The sequence below is a fragment of the Barnesiella viscericola DSM 18177 genome, assembly GCF_000512915.1.
GTDB lineage: Bacteria > Bacteroidota > Bacteroidia > Bacteroidales > Barnesiellaceae > Barnesiella > Barnesiella viscericola.
This window is the reverse complement of record NZ_CP007034.1, coordinates 1,279,838-1,302,607: the sequence shown is the minus strand read 5'-3', so window position 1 is coordinate 1,302,607 and position 22,770 is coordinate 1,279,838. Positions and strand designations below refer to the sequence as shown.

At 54.5% G+C, this 22,770-nt stretch carries 19 protein-coding genes and 1 tRNA gene; 10 read left to right on the top strand and 10 right to left on the bottom strand.

Annotated features, from left to right (window positions below; genetic code table 11):
* Window positions 1–33: 33 nt before the first annotated feature.
* On the bottom strand, window positions 34–1,314 hold the full coding sequence (locus tag BARVI_RS05140; protein ID WP_025278207.1) for a hemolysin family protein: 1,281 nt from the start codon (window positions 1,312–1,314) through the stop codon (window positions 34–36).
* A gap of 387 nt (window positions 1,315–1,701) precedes the next feature.
* Between BARVI_RS05140 and BARVI_RS05135 the strand changes: the two genes are divergently transcribed.
* Together BARVI_RS05135 and BARVI_RS05130 are read left to right on the top strand one after the other, a co-directional pair.
* On the top strand, window positions 1,702–1,974 hold the full coding sequence (locus tag BARVI_RS05135; RefSeq protein WP_025278206.1) for an HU family DNA-binding protein: 273 nt from the start codon (window positions 1,702–1,704) through the stop codon (window positions 1,972–1,974).
* A gap of 338 nt (window positions 1,975–2,312) precedes the next feature.
* On the top strand, window positions 2,313–3,887 hold the full coding sequence (locus BARVI_RS05130; RefSeq protein WP_025278205.1) for an Rne/Rng family ribonuclease: 1,575 nt from the start codon (window positions 2,313–2,315) through the stop codon (window positions 3,885–3,887).
* Window positions 3,888–4,125: 238 nt separating this feature from the next.
* Here the strand turns inward: BARVI_RS05130 and BARVI_RS05125 are convergent, their stop codons facing one another.
* Window positions 4,126–6,594: a bifunctional UDP-N-acetylmuramoyl-tripeptide:D-alanyl-D-alanine ligase/alanine racemase gene (locus tag BARVI_RS05125; protein ID WP_025278204.1), complete on the bottom strand. Its 2,469-nt coding sequence runs from the start codon at window positions 6,592–6,594 to the stop codon at window positions 4,126–4,128.
* On the bottom strand, window positions 6,591–7,580 hold the full coding sequence (locus tag BARVI_RS05120; RefSeq protein WP_025278203.1) for a GSCFA domain-containing protein: 990 nt from the start codon (window positions 7,578–7,580) through the stop codon (window positions 6,591–6,593). The genes BARVI_RS05125 and BARVI_RS05120 overlap by 4 nt, the downstream gene beginning before the upstream one ends.
* A 215-nt stretch (window positions 7,581–7,795) precedes the next feature.
* On the opposite strand from BARVI_RS05120, the gene BARVI_RS05115 reads away from it, so the two are divergent.
* Genes BARVI_RS05115 through BARVI_RS05105 form a run of 3 tightly spaced genes read left to right on the top strand, consistent with a single transcriptional unit; the run spans window position 7,796 to window position 9,161 of the window.
* Entirely contained in the window at window positions 7,796–8,200 is a 405-nt protein-coding gene (locus BARVI_RS05115) for a hypothetical protein (protein WP_025278202.1), read from the top strand.
* A complete protein-coding gene (locus BARVI_RS05110; protein ID WP_025278201.1) occupies window positions 8,197–8,658 on the top strand; it encodes a hypothetical protein in 462 nt (153 codons plus the stop codon). The genes BARVI_RS05115 and BARVI_RS05110 overlap by 4 nt, the downstream gene beginning before the upstream one ends.
* Window positions 8,659–8,663: 5 nt before the next feature.
* Window positions 8,664–9,161 carry a hypothetical protein gene (locus BARVI_RS05105; protein WP_198015993.1) on the top strand — a complete coding sequence of 166 codons (498 nt, stop codon included), beginning with the start codon at window positions 8,664–8,666 and terminating at the stop codon, window positions 9,159–9,161.
* Between the two features lie 66 nt (window positions 9,162–9,227).
* Here BARVI_RS05105 and BARVI_RS05100 read toward each other — a convergent pair whose 3' ends face one another.
* The 6 genes from BARVI_RS05100 to BARVI_RS05075 form a co-directional block, all read right to left on the bottom strand.
* Window positions 9,228–9,791: an FKBP-type peptidyl-prolyl cis-trans isomerase gene (locus tag BARVI_RS05100; RefSeq protein WP_025278199.1), complete on the bottom strand. Its 564-nt coding sequence runs from the start codon at window positions 9,789–9,791 to the stop codon at window positions 9,228–9,230.
* A 61-nt stretch (window positions 9,792–9,852) separates the two neighbouring features.
* Window positions 9,853–10,557, bottom strand: coding sequence for a DUF4919 domain-containing protein (locus BARVI_RS05095; protein ID WP_025278198.1), 705 nt, complete (start codon window positions 10,555–10,557; stop codon window positions 9,853–9,855).
* A 200-nt stretch (window positions 10,558–10,757) separates the two neighbouring features.
* Window positions 10,758–11,426, bottom strand: a complete 669-nt coding sequence (gene phoU, locus BARVI_RS05090) for a phosphate signaling complex protein PhoU (protein WP_025278197.1) — start codon at window positions 11,424–11,426, stop codon at window positions 10,758–10,760.
* A 199-nt stretch (window positions 11,427–11,625) separates the two neighbouring features.
* Window positions 11,626–12,177 carry an FKBP-type peptidyl-prolyl cis-trans isomerase gene (locus BARVI_RS12910; protein WP_025278196.1) on the bottom strand — a complete coding sequence of 184 codons (552 nt, stop codon included), beginning with the start codon at window positions 12,175–12,177 and terminating at the stop codon, window positions 11,626–11,628.
* Window positions 12,178–12,196: 19 nt separating this feature from the next.
* On the bottom strand, window positions 12,197–12,775 hold the full coding sequence (locus tag BARVI_RS05080) for a LemA family protein (RefSeq protein ID WP_025278195.1): 579 nt from the start codon (window positions 12,773–12,775) through the stop codon (window positions 12,197–12,199).
* A 19-nt stretch (window positions 12,776–12,794) separates the two neighbouring features.
* Window positions 12,795–14,339, bottom strand: a complete 1,545-nt coding sequence (locus BARVI_RS05075) for a glycine--tRNA ligase (RefSeq protein WP_025278194.1) — start codon at window positions 14,337–14,339, stop codon at window positions 12,795–12,797.
* A 348-nt stretch (window positions 14,340–14,687) separates the two neighbouring features.
* Here BARVI_RS05075 and BARVI_RS05070 point away from each other — a divergent pair, with 348 nt between their 5' ends.
* From BARVI_RS05070 to BARVI_RS05050, 5 genes are all read left to right on the top strand, one after another.
* Window positions 14,688–17,315 carry a DNA gyrase/topoisomerase IV subunit A gene (locus tag BARVI_RS05070; protein ID WP_025278193.1) on the top strand — a complete coding sequence of 876 codons (2,628 nt, stop codon included), beginning with the start codon at window positions 14,688–14,690 and terminating at the stop codon, window positions 17,313–17,315.
* A 3-nt stretch (window positions 17,316–17,318) separates the two neighbouring features.
* Window positions 17,319–18,248, top strand: a complete 930-nt coding sequence (locus tag BARVI_RS05065; protein ID WP_025278192.1) for a DUF3316 domain-containing protein — start codon at window positions 17,319–17,321, stop codon at window positions 18,246–18,248.
* A gap of 18 nt (window positions 18,249–18,266) precedes the next feature.
* The gene (locus BARVI_RS05060) at window positions 18,267–19,292 is read left to right on the top strand and encodes a S41 family peptidase (RefSeq protein WP_025278191.1); all 1,026 of its coding nucleotides are present in this window, start codon (window positions 18,267–18,269) and stop codon (window positions 19,290–19,292) included.
* Window positions 19,293–19,376: 84 nt separating this feature from the next.
* A tRNA-Leu gene (locus BARVI_RS05055) sits at window positions 19,377–19,461 on the top strand.
* Window positions 19,462–19,661: 200 nt separating this feature from the next.
* Entirely contained in the window at window positions 19,662–20,945 is a 1,284-nt protein-coding gene (locus BARVI_RS05050; protein ID WP_025278190.1) for a cellulase family glycosylhydrolase, read from the top strand.
* A gap of 336 nt (window positions 20,946–21,281) precedes the next feature.
* Here the strand turns inward: BARVI_RS05050 and BARVI_RS05045 are convergent, their stop codons facing one another.
* Window positions 21,282–22,727: a glycoside hydrolase family 125 protein gene (locus BARVI_RS05045; protein ID WP_025278189.1), complete on the bottom strand. Its 1,446-nt coding sequence runs from the start codon at window positions 22,725–22,727 to the stop codon at window positions 21,282–21,284.
* Window positions 22,728–22,770 lie beyond the last annotated feature (43 nt).

Below are 22,770 nucleotides of genomic sequence, written 5' to 3'. Positions count from 1 at the left end.
CCGTGCTTATGGGTAAAACCAGGGAGAGATGGGCTAGTTCTCTTCCTGAGGGGTCTCGTGCTTGTGTACCAGCACCTTGTCGATGCGGGCACCGTCCATGTCGACGATTTCGAGGGTGAAGCAGAGCCAGTCCACTTTTTCGCCCTCGGTGGGAATGTGTTGCAGCAGTTCGAGAATGAGTCCGCTCAGCGTGTTGTAGTTGAACTCCTGGTAGCGGTCGGTCATGTCGTAGTGGTCGAGAAAGTCGTAGAACGAGCATTGCCCGTCGATGAGGCACGAGCCGTCGTCGCGGGTGATGATGTCGGCCGACGGTCCGGCCGAGGCTGAACCCACCAGGGCGCCCAGCACGTCGCTGAGGGTGACGATGCCCTCGATGCTGCCAAACTCGTCGGTCACCAGTCCGTAGCGGTGATTCTCGGTGCGTAGCCGCTCCATGGCGGTATAGACACTCATGTTCTCGGGCAGGAAATAGGGCGTCTCGGCCACCTCCCTGATGTTGAATGTGGGGTCGTCGATTTTGGCAAAAAGCTCTTTCAGCGACACGATGCCGATGATGTCGTCGAGGCTGTCTTCGCACAGCGGATAGACGGCGTGCAGGTCGTGAATGATTTTCGATTTGAGGGTGGCGTTGTCGTCCTGTACGTCGAGGCATACCAGGTCGCTGCGGTGGGTCATGATTGACGAGATGTTGCGGTCGCCCAGATTGAATACCCGCTCGACAATATCCTGTTCCACCTCCTGCACGCTGCCGTCTTCGGTCCCTTCGCGCACGATGGCCTTGATTTCGTCTTCGGTAATGCCCTCCTTTTGCGACGAGAGTCCCAGAAACTGACACACCCCGGCCGTGCTCTTGGTAAGAATCCACACAAAGGGGGCGGCGATGAGCGAGAGCCACGACATGGGGCGCGATACCACCTTGGCCACCTGTTCGGCCGCTATCATACCGATGCGCTTGGGCACCAGTTCGCCGATGATGAGGGTGAGGTAGGTGACGATGATGACGATGATGGCTTTCGATATGCTCAGGGCATAGGGTTCCAGTGCGGGACTTTGGGCCAGCACACCGGCCAGGTCGCCGGCCAGCTTGTCGCCCGAATAGAGACCGGTAAGAATCCCGATGAGGGTGATGCCTATTTGTACGGTAGAGAGGAATCGGTCGGGGTCTTGCGAGAGTTTCAGGGCCGACTGTGCGGCTTTGCTCCCCTTTTTAGCGCTGTTTTCGAGTTTGACTTTTCGGGCCGAAACCAGGGCGATTTCGGACATAGAGAGTACTCCGTTACAAAGAATAAGAAGTACTATAATGAAAATTTCCATGTGAGAATTAAAAATTTACAGGTCGAAGATACTGAAATAAATCCGGATTTGGAGGAGATTGTGTGTTGCTGCATATATTTTTAATTTTATTTAGTTAAATTGGCTGATAGTTCTCTGCCTGTGAAATTTTTCGAGGAAGGTAGTATGGTGCAGAGGTTTGTGCCAAGAGTGGTAAAAAACAGCTCTTTCGGTTGAATAAATGGTCAGAAATGTACCGAAATAGAAAAATAAATGCGATATTTGCACCGTAATCCTTGGATTTCCCCCGGACTACTTTTATTTGCAAAAAAAGAGGCTTTTGCTTTTTTAGATGGGCAAAAAGCTATATATTTGCAGTCCAAAAAATTAAAAACAATATATTAGTACATAATTATAATTTATACAAAAATGACAAAGGCTGACATTGTAAACGAAATTTCTAAAAACACAGGTATCGAAAAAGCTGTTGTTCTTGAAACCGTTGAAAAATTTATGGAGACCGTGAAGGGTTCTTTGGCAAAAGGTGAAAACGTATATTTGAGAGGCTTCGGCAGCTTCATCGTAAAGAAAAGAGCTCAAAAGACGGCTCGCAATATTTCCAAGAATACGACCATTATTATTCCCGCCCACAATATCCCCGCTTTCAAGCCGGCTAAAACCTTCATGGGTGAGGTAAAATAAGTTTGAAAACAAACGCAATTAAATATTAATCTTTAAAACATATCGTTATGCCGAGTGGAAAGAAAAGAAAAGGCCACAAGATGGCTACTCACAAACGCAAAAAAAGATTGAGAAAGAACAGACATAAGAAGAAATAATGTCTGTCTGCTCAATAAATGACAGCACACAAAGAACAAATTTGATGCGTTTCGAGGCATTGGATTTGTTCTTTGCTTTATCGACACGAAATTATGCCCTCGAAAGGGGGGATAAAATGTATTCGGCGGAATGGCTGTGTGGTGTGTAAAACGATGCGCAGGCATGCCGCTTGACAAACAGTAATCTATAAATCACAACTTATGACCAGCGAACTTGTAGTAGATGTACAACCCAAAGAGATTTCTATTGCACTGCTCGAGAACAATCGATTGGTCGAGCTCCAAAAGGAGGCCCGAAACATATCGTTTTCGGTGGGCGACATCTATTTGGGCCGGGTCAAGAAGCTGATGCCGGGACTCAACGCTGCGTTTGTCGATGTAGGTTACGAAAAGGATGCTTTCCTGCACTATCTCGATTTGGGTACTCAGTACAATTCGAGTGCCAAGTTCTTGAAACAGTCGCTTGCCGACCGCAAGCGGGTGTTGTCACTCCCCAAGTTCAATCTGCTGCCCGATATTGAAAAGGACGGCACGATTAACGATGCCTTGAAGGTGGGCCAGGAGGTTCTGGTACAGATTGCCAAGGAACCCATTTCGTCGAAAGGCCCCCGGTTGACGGCCGAAATCTCTTTTGCCGGCCGCTTTCTGGTGCTGATACCGTTCTCGGACAAGGTATCGGTGTCGCAGAAAATCAAGTCGAATGAGGAGAAACTCCGCCTCAGGCAGTTGATTCAGAGCATAAAGCCCCGCAATTTCGGGGTGATTGTGCGCACGGTAGCCGAGGGGAAACGGGTGGCCGAATTGAACAACGAGCTCAAAACGTTGGTGAAGTGTTGGGAAGATATGTTGGTGAAGTTGCAAAAGGCGAAACTGCCCTCGCTCGTCTATGAAGAGACAGGACGTACCGTGGGGCTGTTGCGCGACATTTTCAGCCCGTCGTTTGAAAATATCTATGTCAACGACAAGGAGACCTATAACCAGATTCGCAATTACGTGAGTCTCATCGCTCCCGATCGCAAGGATATTGTCAAGCTGTATGAGGGCGAACTACCCATTTTCGACAACTTTGCCATTACCAAGCAGATTAAATCTTCGTTAGGAAAAACTGTCTCATTCAAAAGCGGAGCGTATGTCATTATCGAGCATACCGAGGCGTTGCACGTGATTGATGTGAATAGCGGCAACCGCTCAAAAGCCTCCTCCGACCAGGAGAGCAATGCGCTCGATGTGAACATGAACGCGGCCGAAGAAATTGCCCGGCAACTGCGGTTGCGTGATATGGGCGGAATTATCGTGATCGATTATATCGATATGGACGAAGCCGAGAATCGTCAGAAGTTGTATGATCGCATGCGCGAACTGATGGCCAACGACCGTGCCCGACACAACATCTTGCCGTTGAGCAAGTTCGGGCTGATGCAAATCACCCGCCAGCGGGTGCGTCCGGCCCTCGATATCATTACCAGCGAAGATTGCCCGACTTGCCACGGTAAAGGCACCATTCCTCCCTCCCTGCTCTTTACCGATGTGTTGGAGTCGAAGATTCATTATTTGGTGTACAAGTTGAAAATCAAGAAGTTCACTTTACACGTGCATCCTTTCGTAGCGGCTTACATCAATCAGGGAGTTTTCTCTCTGAAAATGAAATGGCGCTGCAAGTATACCTTCCAGATGAAGGTGATACCCAATCAGTCGCTCGCTTATCTCGAATATAAGTTCTTCGATGCCGAGAAAAACGAGATTGACCTGAAAGAAGAGATTGACATCAAGAAGTGAGAGGCCTCGTTGCCTCTGGGTTGTAGCGGGACCACCACCGGTGGTCCCGCTCTTTTTTTGCCGGGTTCGAGACTCTTTTTTACAGGGTACTGGTACTTTGCCCTTCTCACCACACCTTGGGCCTCCGAGGTGTTTCCTTTTCTTTCCTTTATCCCGGAAATGGAGCAGCCCCGCAGGGTGCCGTGTGGCGCTGCGGGGCTGTGTAAGAGTTTGTCGGGTATAACTTGGCGGTGTGCGGTTACTCCCGGTAATAGATGCGTTTTACGCGGGTCGATACCGAGGTGAGAATCTCGTAGGGTATGGTGCCGAGGGTCTCGGCAATCTCGGTCACGGGCAGCTGTTCGCCGAATATCTCGACCCGGTCGCCCGGCTGGCAATCGATGTCGGTCACGTCGATCATGCATACGTCCATGCAGATGTTGCCCACGATGGGGGCTCGCTTGCCGTTCACCACTACACACCCTTTGCCGTTGCTCAAATGACGGTCCAGACCGTCGGCATAGCCGATGGGAATGGCGGCGATGCGTGAGTCGCGGGTGAGTACCCCCTTGCGGCCGTAGCCCACGGTTTCGCCGGCCGGGAGCGACTTGATTTGGAGAATGGTGGTCTTCAAGGTGCTCACTGTCTCGATGCCGCAGGAGTCTTCGATGGGCGAGACGCCGTAGAGCCCGATGCCCAGCCGCACCATGTCCATCTGGTATTCGGGGAATCGCAGGATGCCGGCCGTGTTGAGTATGTGGCGCAGAATCTTGTGTTTGGAGTGCTGTTGCAGGTAGTCGGCACAACGGGTGAAGGTGTCGATCTGTTGGTGCGAGAACTCGTCGAAGCGGGGCTCGTCGCTACCGGCAAAGTGCGAGAATACCGAGCGGGCGAGCACGACCGTCTGGTCGTTGAGCATGTCGACTACTTGGGGCATATCCTTCTCTTCAAAGCCGAGCCGGTGCATGCCCGAGTCGATTTTGATGTGTACGGGATAGCCGGCCAGCCCCAGTTTCTCGCCTTCGGCAATGATGGCTTTCAACAGCTCGAAGCTGTATATCTCGGGCTCGAGGTAGTAGCTGAACAGGGTGCGGAAGCTGCTCATCTCGGGGTTCATCACCAGAATAGGCATGGTTATGCCCGCCTTGCGTAGTTCGGCCCCTTCGTCGGCTACGGCCACGGCCAGAAAGTCGGCTCCGCGGTCTTGCAGCGTCTTGGCCAGTTCGTAGGATCCGGCCCCGTAGCCGAAGGCTTTGACCATGCAGATGATTTTGGTCTGGGGGTGCAGTTTCGACTTGAACAGGTTATAGTTGTGAACGATGGCGTCGAGGTTGACTTCGAGAATCGTCTCGTGCTGTTTCAGTTCGAGGGTCTCGGAGATGAGCTCGAAATGGAACTCGCGGGCCCCCTTGATCAATATCAGCTCGTTGTGGAAATCGGCCGGATCGAACTGGGAGAGGAAGCTCTCGGTCGAGGGGTAGAACTCCTTTTCGAGGTTGAAGAGGTAGGCATTGTCCGAGATGACCGGCCCGATGCCGATAAGCCGCTCGATGCCCTTGTGCAGAATGATGTCGGCCACCTTGCGGTAGAGACTGGCAGGGGGAAGTCCCGTCTGGTAGATGTCGGAGAGAATGAGGGTGCGGCGCATGCCTTTGGCAGCAGCGCGGCGGTTCTGGAAGTCGAGAGCGATGGTGAGCGAGTTGATGTCGGAGTTGTAGCTGTCGTTGATGATGAGGCAGTTGTTGATGCCCTCCTTCACCTCCATACGCATGGCTACCGGCGTGAGGCGGGCCATACGCTCGGCGATAACCTCGGGCGGACGGTTGTAGTAGAGCATCACGGCCAGGCAGTGTATGGCGTTCTCGATCGAGGCGTCCTCGACAAAGGGTATGGTGAAGCTGCTGTGGTATTGCAGGTAGGTATAGTCAATCTTGGTCGAGTCGTTCCCTTTGGTAATCTTGGAGATGTAAAGCGGTTTGTCGCGGTCCTTGCGCGACCAGGCAATCTCGCGACAGCCGAAGCAGAGCTTCTCGACACACTCGCAGATGAGGCTGTTGTCGCCGTCGTAGATAATGCAGTCGCAGGCTTTCAGCAAGATGAGCTTTTCGAGGCACTTTTGCTGGATTGTCTGGAACCCCTCCTGGTGAGCCTCGCCGATGTTGGTAATCAGTCCCAGCGTGGGTTTGATAATCTCTTCGAGATGTACCATCTCGTCGGGTTGGGAGATACCGGCCTCGAAGATGGCCATCTCGGTCTTGGGCCCGATTTGCCACACCGAGAGCGGTACACCAATCTGCGAGTTGTAGCTGCGGGGCGAACGCACGGTGTTGTAGTCGGGTTGGAGCAGCTGGTAGAGCCACTCCTTGACGGTAGTCTTGCCGTTACTGCCCGTGACCCCGATGACCGGGATATTGAACCGGCGACGATGAGCCGCAGCCAGTTGTTGCAGGGCGGCGAGCGTATCCTTGACGACGATGAAGTTGGCCCCCTCCATCTCCTCTTCGCCGGGAATGGGGTGCTCAACCACAAAGTCGCGCACTCCTTTGCGATAGAGCTCCTTGATGTAGCGGTGGCCGTCGTTCCGCTCGGTCACGAGGGCAAAGAAGAGCGTCTCCTCGGGGAAGGTGAGCGACCGGCTGTCGGTGAGCAGCGCGGTGATGATATGATCTTGATATTCCCTTTTCTGGGCTTTGACGATTGTAGCAATTTGGGTAGTCGTGTAGTTCATATCTGATTGATTCTTGTGTTTAATTCTGTAATTTCATGGGTCATGTTAATGTAAGGGTAGGCCTGCCCGAAGCGCACGACCCTGTCGAGCGTGTTTTGCAGGAAAGCCTTGTAGCCGTCGGTGTCGCCGGTATTGGGCCGATGGTTCATGGCGGTGTATAGCTTGTACCCTTGCGAGGCTATCTCGCGGCTTTCGGGGGTGAGATACGACTCGGCGAGCAACTCGCTGATGTAGGTGATGGCCGAGGCCGAGGGGTGTGTCATGTCGGTGTCGTAAAAACGATAGTCGCGCAGGTCGTCCATCAGGATTTCGTAGGAGGGGAAGTAGTCGCAGATGCGGCTCTCGTGTTGCAGCCGGTCGATGGCCAGCAGCAGGGTCGCTTTGCTCAGCTGGTTGCCGTGTACCCCATCGCTGAGGTGGCGTATGGGGCTCACCGTGAAGAGCAGCCGGCAGGCGGGCAGGTGGCTCTCGATGTACCGGACGATGGGGAGCCAGCGTTCCACGATGGCGTCGACCGTGAGCAACTCCCGGTCAAAAAGCGAGGCCGGTTGCTTGTGACAGTTGGCCACCACCTCGCCGCTCGCTTTGAGGCGGTAGATGTAGGCGCTTCCCCAGGTGATGACAATGCGGTCGGTCACCGGCAGACGGTCGTGAGCCCGGGCCAGACGGCTGTTCATTTCGGTCAGGGCCTCGTCCCGGTCGCGTCGCGAAAAGCGCGAGTGGTGGTCGTAGCTGTGCCACAGACCGTTTGCCTGAAACAGGGCATCGGGGGTAAAGCTGTTGCCCGAGACGATGCGCTCCCAGTTGCGGGCAATGGATTCGGGGTTGTACAAGGTGCCGAAGGGGTTGATGTCGACATCGAATTTGCGTTGTTGCAGCCACAGCCCTATGTTCTCGACAAAGCACGAACCCAGCAGCAACAGGTGTTGCCGGTGGTCCAGGTAGCCGAGGTGTCGCGGCGGTTCGATGACGGTTCTGAAATTCATGACAAAGCACAATTTACACCCTCAAAAATAGCTATTTTCTTACCGAATATACGACAAATGAACCGCTGAAAAAATAAAAAAATATAACATATTGGTAAAATAACCACATTTTTCTTGTAAAAATACCAAAACTGAATTATATTTGCACTACCTGTTTTGCGTGGGTGCCAGTCTGGTACCCCTGTTTTGTAGCTCTTCCTGCAATATAGTGAGTTATGGAGTTATATTACAAGGAAGAACGAGACCGCGATTTGTACGAGGCCTACAACAAGGTGCTCAAATCGCTGGGTATGGCCGCCCTGGATACCCCTCGGGAGAAGGTGGTACATCGGGTGGTCTATTCGGTAGCCCCCCGGTTTTACATCAGTTATGAAGAGGCGAGGCGGAATGTGAAGCGCATCATGAGCGGCCGCCCGCCCCGGTGCATGTCGGCCGTTCGCACCGAGATGTACAACGACCTGGCCAATCTGCTGGCCGGATACCTGCGCCGTCGGCCGCGGGCTAGCTTTAACGAAGCGCTCGGTGCGGTGTTGGCCGAGAAGCCTGCCCCCCGCTTCTATCTGTCGGAGCGGTCGGCTCTGCTCATTATCTACCGTATGCAACGGGGAGGTGCCTCATGAGACGTCTGGTCCGCTGCCTCTGCCTGCTGCTTTTGCTGGCCGGGGCTTCCGGGTGTAAGAGTTCCCGGCAAAGTGCCGTTTCGCAACACGAACGTCTGGCCGGTGAGGCGGCCCGTCATCTGACAGCCGTTTTCGATTCGGTGCAACGCAGCGAACTGTCGGGGAGTACCCGCTGGGAGTGGACCCAGTTCGACTATTCGCTCGACACCCTGTTGTCGTCCGCCGGAGTGCCCCGGTTGCGGGTGACCCGCCTTACCCGCACGGCTACCGTGGCCGCCCGTCACGAACAGGCCGTGACCGATTCACTGGTCGGCCGGTCGGTTGGACAAGTGCGCACGGCGAAGGCGGAAGAGGCCCGAGAGTCGCGGCAGAGCCGCACGACGGGCTTCTCGCCCCTGTGGATTGTGGGGATACTGGCTATTGTCATATCGTTTATTTATATCATAAAAAGGAGATGAAAGAGATGAAAGAAGAGAAAAAAAAGTGGGAGACGGTAATCTTCTCGTTTTCCGAAGATCAGATTTTGCGGGAGTTGACGGCCGAGAGTTCCTATGTGGCCAAGAGTCTGGTGGGTACGGCCGAGTTGCAGCCGGGGTGGAGCCGTTCCATCGTTGTCAGCGAGGAGGACCGTCCCTTCCTGGGCCGTTGGCTCTCCGATGTCCGTGACGAGATGACGCGCGCCCTGTCGGCCTATCTGTCGGGCGACTTTGCCTCGACCGAGAGCAACGTGGTCTTTGCCGTCGTATTGCCCGAGCGTCGGGCCCAGGGGCTCGACGAGTCGATTTGCCACCAGCTCGAACGCGCTATTGTACATGCTGTGTTGGTCCAGTGGTTTGCCTCCAAGTTGCCCGAAGAGAGTGCCCGTCGGCTGTTGCAATATCAGGGAGCCCTGTCGGCGGTCAAGAGCGACATCGGGCTGGCTCGTAACCGACGGCCGCACCGTCCGACCAATTACTTTTGAACACAGCGAGGGGGAGACCGGCCGGTTGGCGGGTTCTCCCCCTCGTGTTAGTGGTGTGAGTGCCGATTAGTGGCAGCCGTCGCAGCAATCGCCGCAGCCGTCGCCGCAACCTCCGTGGTCGTGACCGCAACCGCAGCCGCAGCTGTGGCGGGGGTGCAACTCCTCTTCGGTGGCGTCGCGCACGAGTTTCACTACGCCCACGTAGTGCAGGTTCTCACCGGCCAACGGGTGGTTGAAATCCATGAGCACCTTGTCGTCCGACACTTTCAGCACCGAGCCGTTGATGCGGTAGCCCTCGGCAGTCATCATGGGCACGGTATTGCCTTCGAATACGGTCTGGTCGTCGAATTTGCCGTCGACCATGAAAATATCCTTGTCGAGTTCGATTACGTGCTCTTCGTTACGTTCGCCGAAGGCCTCGTCGCAGGTGAGGACGAAGTCGAACTTGTCGCCCTCTTTGAGTCCGTCGAGCCGTTTCAACATGGCGGGGAGGATATTCTGGTCTACACCGTAGACAAACTGGTCGGGCAGTTCGTCGGTGGCACGCATCATCAATGTCTCTTCCGGTTCGCCTGCGCCTGCATAGAGGTCGTAGGTGAGAACCACAAATTTACCAGGTTTGATTTCCATAAGGTTTTTGTATCGTTAAAGGGTTAATATTTATCTGGGTTAAAGTGCGCAACTGTACAGCTCATCGGTCGTAGAACTTGCGGTTGTACTCTTTGAGCAGTTTCTTCACGTTGAAATAGAAGCCTTCGATTTTGAGGGGATTGTTCTCGATGGCGATGTAGTCGAAATAGGGCTCGACAAAAATGAACTCGGTGGCGGTGAATCCCTGTCGGTTGACGATGTTGTACTCGTCGGTGGGGTAGATGACATACCACGCGGTCTCGGGGGCCTTGCCGTCGCCGGTCGAGAGTATGGCCTGAATGAGCCCTTTGAGGCGGTATTCCCACACGTCGGCTTCACGGTTCTCTCCCTTTTGACGCAGGCCGTAGACGAGGAAGTTGATTTGACGCAGGTCGAGGGGAATGTCGGCGAGAATCTGCCGGGCATATTTGATAATCGAGTCGCACTCCGATTCGGTGTGTACGGTTTGCAGATACATCTCTTCGATGTGTTTGGGAACCTCGACCATGCGGTAGGGATTATAGTCCTCCTGGCAGGCATATCCCAGGTAGAGGTGACGGAACTCGGCCAGGTTCATGGTAGTGTCGTTGCCGAGGTACTCTTTGAGTAGGTCGGGGTAGTAGTAGGGGGAGCGGCTGTCCCTGACGGCCTCTTCGATTTTCTCCATGTCGGGAATCTCGAATGTGGCGGGCTCGGCGGCTTGAAACTGTTGGCAACTCAGGCCGAGGAGGAATATGAGTAGGGTGGTATAAAAATGTTTCATCATTTACGTTTGTCGTATTTGTCGGGCTTGCAGCCCTTTTCCCCGCAGGGAACGATGGTTGGGTCGTTTATCAAAATGAGCCGTCGGGCTCATTTTGATAAACAAAGATAGGGTTTTCTTCCGACAAAAAGTTACTTTTTTACCGTAAAAGATGATAAAACATTTTAGGCCGACCCTCCTGTGGCGGTTGGGCGGGGAGGCTTTCAGCCCTGCTTGCCGGCGTGTTTTAGGATTTTGGCGTCGAGGTAGAACACAATCTCCTCGGCGATGTTGTTGCAGTGGTCGCCGATGCGTTCGAGCCGGCGGATAATGCTTATCAGGTTGAGGCATTCCACGGCTCTCTCGGGGAACTGTTGCAGATACTCGGCAATGATGGGTACGGCAGCGTGGTTGAGTTCGTCCACCCGGTTGTCTTTGTTGAAAACGGCAATGGCTTCGGACGATTTCTCCTCGATGAGGGCGGCCTGGGCCTGGGCCATCATGGCTTTGACGATGTCGAGCATCTCCTTGATGCCGGTCTTCTCGAACAGCTCCGACTCGATATTCACCTCGGGGTAGTCGATGACAAAGCGGGCTATGCCGTCGCAGAAGTCGGCAATGCGTTCGAGGTTGTTGCTCGTTTTCATCATGGCCAGGGTGAAACGCAGGTCGAGGGCTACGGGGTTGTAGAGCCCGATGATGTCTTCGCAGTCGCTGTCGATTTTCAGTTCAAAGGCATTGACTCTCTTCTCGCGGTAGGTGACTTCGTGGGCCAGCTCCTTGTCCATGGAGAGCAGGGCTTCGCCGGCGCGGTTGAGTTGTGAGTTGACCAGGTCCCACATTTCGAGGACCTCTTTTTTCAGGTCGTCGAGTTCTTTTTCGATGTATATCATGTTTGCAGTAGATTAGACGTAAGTGGTTTATATGTTTGTTCTCTATATGTTATCCCTATTTTAACGCAACAAAGAAAAGCGGTTGTTGTTTCCTTGTCGTTACATCGGTTTTACAAATGTGTGACAAAATAGCGGTAAACAAAAACGGCTGTTCTTGAAAGACAGCCGTTTTTGTTTATCGAGGAGAAAAGGGTTGCCTTTACTCGTTTACCGGTTTTTCCAATCCGGGAATATCCACCAGCTTCATGTCGTATACCAGCGTGGTATAGGGGAGTATCAACGACGAGATGTATTGGGCTCCATAGGCCAGCGTCTGGGGAATAATCACCTGACAGCTGTCGCCCACCTTCATCTCTTCGAGGGCTACGATCCACCCCTTGATATTTTGTTTCACTTGGCTGCGGTAGATTCCGTTGGGTTGCAGGTATGAGGAGTCGAAAGGTGTGCCGTTGTAGAGCGTGCCTTTGTAGATGACGTCGACCGTACTGGTTTGGTAGGGCGACTGTGCATCGCGGTTGAGACTCGTGTCGTTGTAGTATTTCATCAACACGTAGATGCTGGGGTCCCAACTGGGCACCACTTTGGTATAGACGGGCTTTCCTTCGGAATCCTTGGCTCCGAGCTGTCCGATAAACCAGGCGTCGTTGGTGTCGCGCCACTCCTCATACTGGGTCCAGTAGTTTTCACTCTCCTTGCAGGAGACGATTCCTACGAGGAGGCAGATAAACAGAAAAACAGGTAACTTTTTCATAACGAATAGGGGCTATTGATTAAAATTCCACGACAGGAGCTTGTGCGGCGCTCTCTTCGGCCTTGAATTGCGGTTTGGGGTCGAACCCGAACAGTTTGGCCGTGATGAGTGCCGGGAACTTGCGTATCTTCTGGTTATAGGCGTTCACGGCATCGGTATAGCGCGAGCGCTCGGTGGCGATGCGGTTTTCGGTACCTTCGAGCTGGGCCTGCAATTCTAGGAAGTTCTGGTTGGCTTTCAGGTCGGGATAGTTCTCGGTGATGGCCAGGAGTTTGCCCAGGGCACTCGACAATTCGCCTTGTGCCTCCTGGTATTTTTGCAGGTTCTCTTCGGTGAGGTTGGCCGGGGCGACGGTAATTTGCGTTGCTTTGGCACGGGCGGCCACCACGGCTTCGAGCGTTTCGCTTTCGTGTGAGGCGTATCCCTTGACGGTGTTGACGAGGTTAGGCACCAGGTCGGCCCGCCGTTGATACTGGTTTTCTACTTTCGCCCACTGTGCGTTGATATTCTCGTCGGCTTCAACGATGCTGTTGTAGCTGCACGAGGTGAACGAGGCAGCGATGACGATTGCAAAAAGAACTCGAACGAAATTTCTCATATCGAATGGATTTGTGTTTTTATTCTGCTACTTTCTTTAACAAGGATTTCAGGCTCACCTGCTCGCCGATGAGGCTCTGTAACTGGTCGATGTCCACGCGCTGTTGCTCCATGGTGTCGCGGAAGCGCACGGTCACGGTGTGGTCTTCGAGCGTCTGGTGATCGACGGTGACGCAGAAGGGAGTGCCGATGGCGTCCTGACGGCGGTAGCGCTTGCCAATCGAGTCCTTCTCGTCATACTGGCAGTTGAAGTCGAAGCGCAGCGAGTTGATGATTTCGCGGGCCTTTTCGGGCAGACCGTCCTTGCGTACCAGCGGCATTACGGCAACCTTCACCGGAGCCAGCGGAGCCGGCAAGCGCAGCACGACGCGGCTCTCGCCGTTGTCGAGCGTCTCTTCGCAGTAGGCGGCAGCCATCACACTCAGGAACATGCGGTCTACACCAATCGAGGTCTCGATTACGTAGGGGGTGTACGATTCGCCCAGTTCGGGGTCGAAATATTGTATCTTCTTGCCCGAGAATTTCTCGTGGTTGCCCAGGTCGAAGTTGGTGCGCGAGTGGATACCCTCTACCTCCTTGAAGCCGAAGGGCATCTCAAACTCGATGTCGGTGGCTGCATTGGCATAGTGGGCCAGCTTCTCGTGGTCGTGGAAGCGGTATTTCTGGTCGCCCAGGCCCAGTGCCTTGTGCCATTTCAAGCGGGTCTCTTTCCACTTCTCGAACCATTTGAGCTCTTCGCCCGGACGTACGAAGAACTGCATCTCCATCTGCTCGAACTCCCGCATGCGGAAGATGAACTGGCGGGCTACGATTTCGTTACGGAAGGCCTTGCCAATCTGCGCGATACCGAAGGGAATGCGCATGCGGCCCGTTTTCTGTACGTTCAGGAAGTTGACGAAGATACCCTGAGCCGTCTCGGGGCGCAGGTAGACCTTCATCGAACCGTCGGCGGTCGAACCCATCTCGGTCGAGAACATCAGGTTGAACTGACGTACCTCGGTCCAGTTCTTCGTGCCGCTGATGGGGCACACGATATCGTAGTCGAGAATGATTTGACGCAGTTCGTTCAGGTCACCGTCGTTCATGGCCTTGGCATAGCGGGCGTGCAGTTCGTCGCGTTTGGCCTTGTGTTCGAGCACGCGGGGGTTGGTCTCTCTGAAAAGTTTCTCGTCAAACGAGTCGCCAAACCGTTTGGCAGCCTTCTCGACCTCTTTCTCGATTTTCTCGTCCATCTTGGCGATGCAGTCCTCGATGAGCACATCGGCACGGTAACGTTTCTTGGAATCCTTGTTGTCGATGAGGGGGTCGTTGAATGCGTCGACGTGGCCCGAAGCCTTCCAGATTGTCGGGTGCATGAAGATGGCCGAGTCGATGCCCACGATGTTTTCGTGCAGCATCACCATGCTGTCCCACCAATATTTCTTGATGTTGTTTTTCAGTTCGACACCCATTTGTCCGTAGTCGTATACGGCAGCCAGGCCGTCATATATTTCGCTCGACGGGAATACGAACCCATACTCTTTACAATGAGATACCAATTTCTTGAAAACGTCTTCTTGTGCCATTTTTTTTCAGGTTTATTGCTTCTTGTCTTTTTATCTTTGCATTTTTTTGCTCGATTTATCGCTTAATCGGGCTATTTTAGAGCACAAAGTAAATGATTTTTTTCGATTAAATTTGTATTTTTGCAGGGGAATGTAGCAATACACCCCCTTAAAAAATAAAAAGAGCGGCACCGGCAGGTGTGAGCTTTCCCCATTTTTTTAATCCAAAAAGAGCCTATGAGCGACGATATAACCACACCGCAGGAAGAAGATATGCCCCAGAATCCCGTCGGCGAAAATTCCGATTCGGCCGACGAGAGCGGGGTGCCGACTGGCGAGAACGAGGCGGAGGTTGGCGGGAGTGAGGAGATGGCTGGCGAGAATGACGAGTCGGCAGCTACCCACTCGGCCTACAAGGTACCTACGCCCGACAAGCCCGACATCAAGTTCCAACTCTCGGGAATGTTTCAGAACTGGTTCCTCGACTATGCCTCGTATGTCATACTCGAGCGGGCCGTTCCACACTTGTCCGACGGGTTGAAGCCGGTGCAGCGGCGCATTCTTCATGCCATGAAGCTGCTTGACGACGGGCGCTTCAACAAGGTGGCCAATATCGTGGGTCACACCATGCAGTTCCACCCGCACGGCGACGCCTCCATCGGCGACGCGCTGGTACAGTTGGGACAGAAGGATCTGCTGGTCGAATGCCAGGGAAACTGGGGTAATATCCTCACGGGCGACTCGGCCGCCGCTCCCCGTTACATCGAGGCGCGCCTCTCGAAGTTTGCCCTCGATGTCGTCTTCAATCCCAAGACAACCGAGTGGAAACTCTCCTACGACGGCCGCAAGAAGGAGCCGGTAACCCTGCCGGTGAAATTCCCCCTGCTGCTGGCCCAAGGAGCCGAGGGTATCGCCGTGGGCTTGTCGTCGAAGATTCTGCCCCACAATTTCAACGAAATTTTGGAGGCAGCCGTAGCCTATCTGCGGGGCGAGGAGTTTCACCTCTATCCCGATTTTCAGACCGGCGGCTTCATCGACGTGACCAAATACAACGACGGCGAGCGGGGCGGCAGCGTGAAGGTGCGTGCCAAAATCGAGAAGCTTGACAACCGCACCCTCTCCATCGTCGAGGTACCTTACGGCAAGACCACCTCGTCGCTCATCGAGTCGATACTCAAAGCGCAGGAGAAGGGGAAAATCAAGATCCGCAAGGTCGACGACAATACGGCCCAGCATGCCGAGATTCTGGTTCATCTCATACCCGGCACCTCGTCCGACAAGGCCATCGATGCCCTCTATGCCTTCACCGACTGCGAGGTGAGCATCTCGCCCAACTGCTGTGTCATCAACGACGACAAGCCGCACTTCATGAGCGTGAGCGACCTGTTGCGCATCAGCGTCGAGAACACCAAGGCCCTGCTGCATCAGGAGCTGCTCATACAGAAGGGAGAGGCGCAGGAGGTCCTGCATTTCGCTTCGCTCGAAAAGATATTCATCGAAAATCGCATCTATAAAGACCGGGAGTTTGAAGAGAGCCGTTCGATGGACGAGGCCATAGCCCACGTAGACAAACGGTTGGAGCCCTTCAAACCCACGTTTATCCGCGAGGTGACGCGCGACGATATTCTCCGCCTGATGGAGATCAAGATGGCGCGTATCCTCAAATTCAACTCCGACAAGGCCGACGAGCTCATTGCCGCCAAGCGCGAGCAGATTGCCCAGATCGACTACGACATCGAGCACATTGTCGATTATGCCATCAAGTGGTACGACTCGTTGCGCGAGAAATACGGCAGCCGCTATCCCCGCCTCACCCAGGTGCGCAGCTTCGATACCATCGAGGCGACCAAGGTGGCCGAGGCCAACGAGAAGCTCTACATCAACCGCGAGGAGGGATTCATCGGCACGGCGTTGAAGAAAGACGAGTTTGTGTGCAACTGTTCCGACATCGACGACATCATACTCTTCTACCGCGACGGCAAGTACAAGGTGGTGAAGGTGAGCGAAAAGATGTTCGTGGGCAAGAATCTGCTGCACATTGCCGTCTTCAAGAAGAACGACAACCGCACGATATACAACGTGGTCTACCGCGACGGAAAGGCGGGCCTCCACTACATGAAGCGTTTTGCCGTGACCGGCGTGACGCGCGACAAGGAGTATGACCTCACCCAGGGTAAACCGGGTTCGCGGGTGGTCTGGTTCTCGGCCAATCCCAACGGCGAGGCCGAGGTGTTGCGGGTTACCTTCGTGCCCAAGCCTCGTATGAAGACCCTCTTTGTCGACCGCGATTTCAGCGAGATTGCCATCAAGGGGCGCCAGTCGATGGGCAACATACTCACCAAGAACGAGATACACCGCATTTCGCTCAAAGAGCGGGGCGGCTCTACGCTGGGTGGCCGCAAGGTGTGGTTCGACCGCGACGTGCTGCGGCTCAACTACGACGGCCGGGGCGAATACCTGGGCGAGTTCCATGGCGACGACCTGGTGCTTGTCGTCTTGCAGAACGGCGAATATTGCACCACCACCTCCGATGCGACCAACCACTATGACCCCAATATCCTGCGCATCGAGAAGTTCGAGCCCGACAAGGTATGGACCGTGGCTCTCTTCGACGCCACGCAGGGGTATCCCTATCTCAAACGCTTTGTATTTGAACCGACGAACCGTAAACAGAGTTTCCTGGGCGACAATTCCGATTCGCGCCTGCTGCTCATGACCGATGTGCCCTATCCCCGCATCGAGGTGACCTTTGGCGGGGGCGACTCCTTCCGTGAGCCGCTGGTGGTCGAGGCGGCCGATTTCATTGCCGTGAAGGGTTTCAAGGCCAAAGGCAAGCGGCTCACCACCTACTCGGTGGCCGAGATTCGCGAACTGGAACCGCTGAGGCAGGAGGAGCCCGTCAGCGACGAAGTCGATGAAGCCGATGATAACAACCTTCCCGAAAACAGGACCGACAATCCGGACGAAAATCCTTCGGGACAAATGACCTTGTTTTAAGTGATGACAACCAGTAAGGCACTCTTGTGCTCCCTCATAGGGATTGCGCTGCTCTTCCCGGCAGCCTTGCGGGCCGAGAAGCCGGCTCCGAAGCCCCTGCCGAAGTCTGTTCATCGGTCGGTGCACAAACCCAGACCCAAACCGGCTCCTGGGCAGACGCCGGAGGAAGAGCCGTTGCGCCCCGTGGCGTCGGCCTTCACTTTCGAAATCGGTCGGCAAAGTGCCCTCGACACCTATCTGTCGCCCATTCGGTACAGCGGCCTCGATGTAGCCTTGGGTTACGAGCGGTTGCGGGCCGCCAGTTTTGCCCCCGAAAAGTGGTTGACCCGCCACAACGTGTTGCTCAACTTTGCCTCGATGAGCAACCAGTCGGGCAACGGGGCGATGATGTCGCTTTACCTCGACTACTCCTTTGCCATGCTGCGACGCTGGCAGTTGGGGCGGGGCCTGTGGCTTGCCGGTGGCGGTGAGGCGGCTCTTACGTTGGGCGGACTTTACAACCTGCGCAACTCCAACAACCCCGCTACGGCCAAGGTGGCCATCGACCTGGGAGCCACGGCCATGGCTTCGTATCACCTGCAGGTGGGGCGGCTACCGCTCACCTTCCGTTATCAGGTATCGTTGCCGGTGGTAGGCACCTTCTTCTCCCCGGCCTTCGGCCAGTCCTATTACGAAATGTTCTATTTGGGCAATACCGCCGGCATTGTCCACTTCGGGGCGTGGCACAACCGGGTAGACCTGCGCAACTACCTCTCGGTAGACCTTCATCTGGGCAAGATGGCTCTGCGTCTGGGCTACCGGCAACTCATGCGCACTACCCATGTGAATCACCTCGATACCCAGGTGCTGGGCCACATGTTCGTGTTGGGTATCTCGGGCGAGATATTTCGTTCGGCACCCCCGGCCCGTCGGGTGGTATCGGTCTATAATTAAAAGGAAGCAGAGTAGGATATGATACGCAAGTTTACAAAAATAGGATTTCTGGTTTCGCTCCTGTCGCTCCTCTCCTTCACGTCGTGCCACAAGGTCGAGGTCTTCGAGAACGACCCCTATGGCAATTTCGATGCGCTGTGGACCATTCTCGACGAGCGCTACTGTTTCTTTGAATACAAGGAGATAGACTGGGAGCAGGTGCGCATCAAGTACCGCAAGAAACTGACGATGAAGATGACCTCGGAGGAGCTGTTCAGCGTCTGCGGTGACATGCTCATGGAGTTGAAGGACGGACACGTGAATCTGTCGGCCGCCCATGACGTGTCGCGCTACTGGGACTGGCTTTACGGTTCGCCCGAGAACTATCAGGAGCGGCTCATCGACGAATACTATCTCAACTTCGACTACCGCTATACCAGCGGCATCAAATACAAGATTCTGCCGCAGAACGTGGGATACATGTACTACGGCAGCTTCTCGAGCACCATCGGCGAGGGTAACCTCGACCAGATACTGGCCTACCTGTCGACCTCGACGGGCCTGATCATCGACGTGCGCAGCAATGGCGGCGGTTCGCTGTCGAATGTCGAGACGCTGGTCTCGCGCTTTATCAACCAGGAGACTCTGGTGGGGTATATCTCGCACAAGACGGGACCCGGGCATCAGGATTTTTCGGAACTCTATCCCATCAAATACTCGCCCTCCAACCGCATTCGCTATCAGAAACCGGTTGTGGTGCTTGCCAATCGGGGAACGTATAGCGCGGCCAACAATTTTGTGTCGGTGATGAAGGAGCTGCCTCAAGTTGTCGTGATGGGCGACATTACCGGCGGAGGCAGTGGCTTGCCCTTCTCGTCGGAGCTTCCCAACGGGTGGAGCATACGCTTCTCGGCCTCGCCCATCTATGATGCGAGCCGTCAGCACACCGAGTTTGGCGTGGCTCCCACCGAAGGCTACAAAATGGATATGGATCTCGAACAGGCCGAGCAGGGACACGACACGATACTCGACCGGGCGATTGCCTACTTAACCGGCTCGGAGTGAGGCTCGACACCTGCTCCCGGGCAAAAGTTTGTCGGGCGATTTATTGTAATTTTATAAACTTCTCGTATATTTGCACTATCGTTTGCGGACGTGGCGTAATTGGTAGCCGCGCTAGACTTAGGATCTAGTGTCTTGCGACGTGTGGGTTCGAGTCCCGTCGTCCGCACCAGGTGAGGGGAGGCCGTGTGGTTGAATCCTTCCGATGTTATAAAGCCTGTGAGAATCCTGCTCGCAGGCTTTTTTTGTAGTCAGATGGCTATATTCACACATTCTTTTTGATATATTCCAAACTCAGGTTGGGTAGAAATCTCACCAATTTTCGTCTTTAATATATATACAACGAACAAGTATTAAAAAAATAGTGTAGTTATGAAGATGAAAATTTGGGTGAGTGCGCTTCTCGTGGGGTGGATATTGCCGGGTTTGGCTGCCTCGGAGCGACCGGGAATTATTCCTGACGGTACCATTCCCTACAACATGGGTGTGCAGTTGAAAGGCGATACCGACGGCCCCGACGATTTGGACCGGGTGCAGGCGCTGGGTATGAAATGGGTACGCCGCGGTTTCATATGGGAATCGATCGAGCGGGAGAAAGGTGTGTATGATTTCAGTCAGTACGACCGCTTTGTCGACGATTGCGAGAAACGCGGGTTGAGTATTATCGGCTGCATGGCATTCAGCAACAAGCTCTACGGCCATGTGAAGGACGAGTCGGCCCGTCTGGCCTATGCCCGCTTTGCGGCTCAGTTGGCTTCGCATTACCGCGGGCGGAATATTGTGTGGGAGGTGTGGAACGAGCCCAACACGATGACTTTCTGGGGACGCCACGGCAAGGTGGGCAATTCGCCCCAATATGCCCGGGAGTACACCGGCCTGGTGCGTGCCACGGTTCCGGCCATGAAGGAGGCCAACCCCGACTGCGTGGTGCTGGCTGGCTCGGTGTCGAACATGTGGACCGAGTCGTACAAATGGATGAGCTACTGTTTTGCCGAGGGCATGCTCGATATCGACTGGGATATATGGTCGGTTCACCCCTATGGGGTAAAGGCACCCGAAGATTATATCGAAGCCTATGCACACACGCGCGACCTGATGAAACAGGCCGGAGGCAAGACCGACCGCCTGTGGATTAACTCGGAGCGGGGGTTCCCGCTGGGTAAGGCCGAGGGATATGCCGGGGGCGACCCGGCGCTGGCCAAGGAGTATCAGGCCTGGCATGTGGTGCGTCAATACCTGATCGACCTGCTCGAAGGGTTGCCGGTAACCATCTGGTATGAGTGGGGCGGCAAGGAGGGTTTTGCCCTCTATCACAAAGGGGGGGAGACGACTCCCGCTTACGAGGCCTGCAAGAATCTGGTCAAGGAGTTGAGCGGTTACAAGTTGGAGCGTCGCATTCCGTTGGAGCGTTCGCGAGACTTTGCCCTGCGCTTTGTCAACCCCGAGGGGAAGGTGAAACTGGTGGTATGGGCTGCCCCCGAATTGATGAAAAGCCCCGATACGATAGAACCTCACTCGGTGAAACTGACGGTAGGGGGTAATGACGGCGAACTGGTTACCTCCGACCTGTATGGCAAGGCCGGTCGCGTCGAGGTGAAGGGTGGCGTAATCGAGCCTCTGTTCACGGGCTCACCTCTTTATATCACGATACCGTAAATCGGGTAAGAAAGTTGGGTTAGTGTTGTTTGTTTATGTATCGGCTCTCCACGTGTATTCCGTGGCAGGGCCGATTTTTTTTTGGGGTAGGGACAAAAAAAAATTGATTGTCTCACGACAACCAATCCTTATTAACCTTAAATCTAATACCATGAAAAACACAGTGCAAATATATTGCTTTTGTATGTTTTACAACATGTTTTTGGTAAAAAAGTTTCTGATTTTAGCTCTTTTTAAGAAATTGCATATCTGTTTTAAAAAAATGAAAGGAAAAAGTTACCGTTTGATACCGGCGGTAACCTTTTCCTTGGGCTTTTGTAATGGGTTGGGTAGACTTTATTGAATGTCTATACTGTTGAGCAAGTCGACCTTTCCCTCGTTTACCAGTTTGAGAATGAGTTCACCGAACAGGGTGTTCTGCCAGGCAAACCAGGGGCGGGTGAAATTCGAGGGGTCGTCCTTGTGGAACGACTCGTGCATGAATCCCGTGCCGGCATCGGTCTTCATCAGCATCTCGATGCAGGCCTTGATTTCCCGGTCGTCCTGGCTGGTGAAGGCCTTCATCATGATACTCATGGGCCACACCATGTCGTATCCGATATGCGGGCCGCCTATACCCTCGCCGGCCTTCCCCTTGAAGAAGTAGGGGTTGTCTTCGCTCCACACGAATCGGCGGGTGTTCTGGTAGATGGGGTCGTTCACGTCGACATCGCCGAGGTAGGGCATGGCCAGCAGGCTGGGTACATTGGCATCGTCCATGAGCAGCTGGTTGCCGAAGCCGTCGACCTCGAAGGCGTAGATCTTGCCATATTTCGGGTGGTTGTGCACGGCATACTTTTGCAAAGCGGTCTCCACCTCCTGGGCCAGTGTGTTGCACTCTTCAGCCAGGGATTCGTTGTGATTGACCGTGCGCAGAATTTCGGCAGCCTTTCTCAGCGAGGTCACGGCAAAAAAGTTGGAGGGGACGAGGAACTGGAAGGTGGTGGCGTCGTCCGAGGGGCGGAAGGCCGAGCAGATGAGCCCCACCGGTTTCACGGGATTGCCCAGTCCGCGGTTGGTCATCGTGTCGAGAGCCCGCTCGGTGCGGCGCATGAAGCTGTACGGGCCGGGACCCTCTTTGCGCTGTTGCTCCTTGAAGGTGCGCAGGATATGGGCGATGGTATTGAGCCACTCGTCGCCGAACACGCTGGCGTCGCCGGTCACCTTCCAGTAGTGGTAGGCCAGCCGAATGGGGTAACACAGCGAGTCGATTTCCCATTTACGTTCATGGAGTTCGGGTTTCATGTCGGTGAGGTCCGACATCCATTCGCCCCCGGTCGGGCCCATGTTGAAGGCGTTGGCATAAGGGTCGATGTTGATGCACTTGAACTGGCGGTTGATTACCCCGGCCAACATCTTTTTCAACTGGGGGTCTTCGTTGGCCAGCTGCACATAGGGCCACACCTGGGCGCCCGAGTCGCGCAGCCACATGGCGTGAATGTCGCCGGTATATACAAAGGTATCGTTGTCGCCGTCGAAGTGGACGGTGGTGTCGAGCGTGTTGGGGAAGCAGTTCTCGAACATCCAGGCGAGGCGGGCGTTGGTGAGCAGGGCTTTTACCCGCTCGATTTGTTTCTCGACGGCATTCGATACGAACAGGCGCTCCTGTGGACGTTGGCTGGTGTATTGCACGCGGGTGTTGTCTTGCCGGGCAATGGCCACGGGTTCGGGCGCGGCCTGGGCATAGGATACGCCACAGCCGAGGGCTACGCACAGGCAACTTACTTGGGCAAAGGTTTTCATAGAGGGAGAGACAAAATTATGGATTGTGTTTGTGATAAAAAGT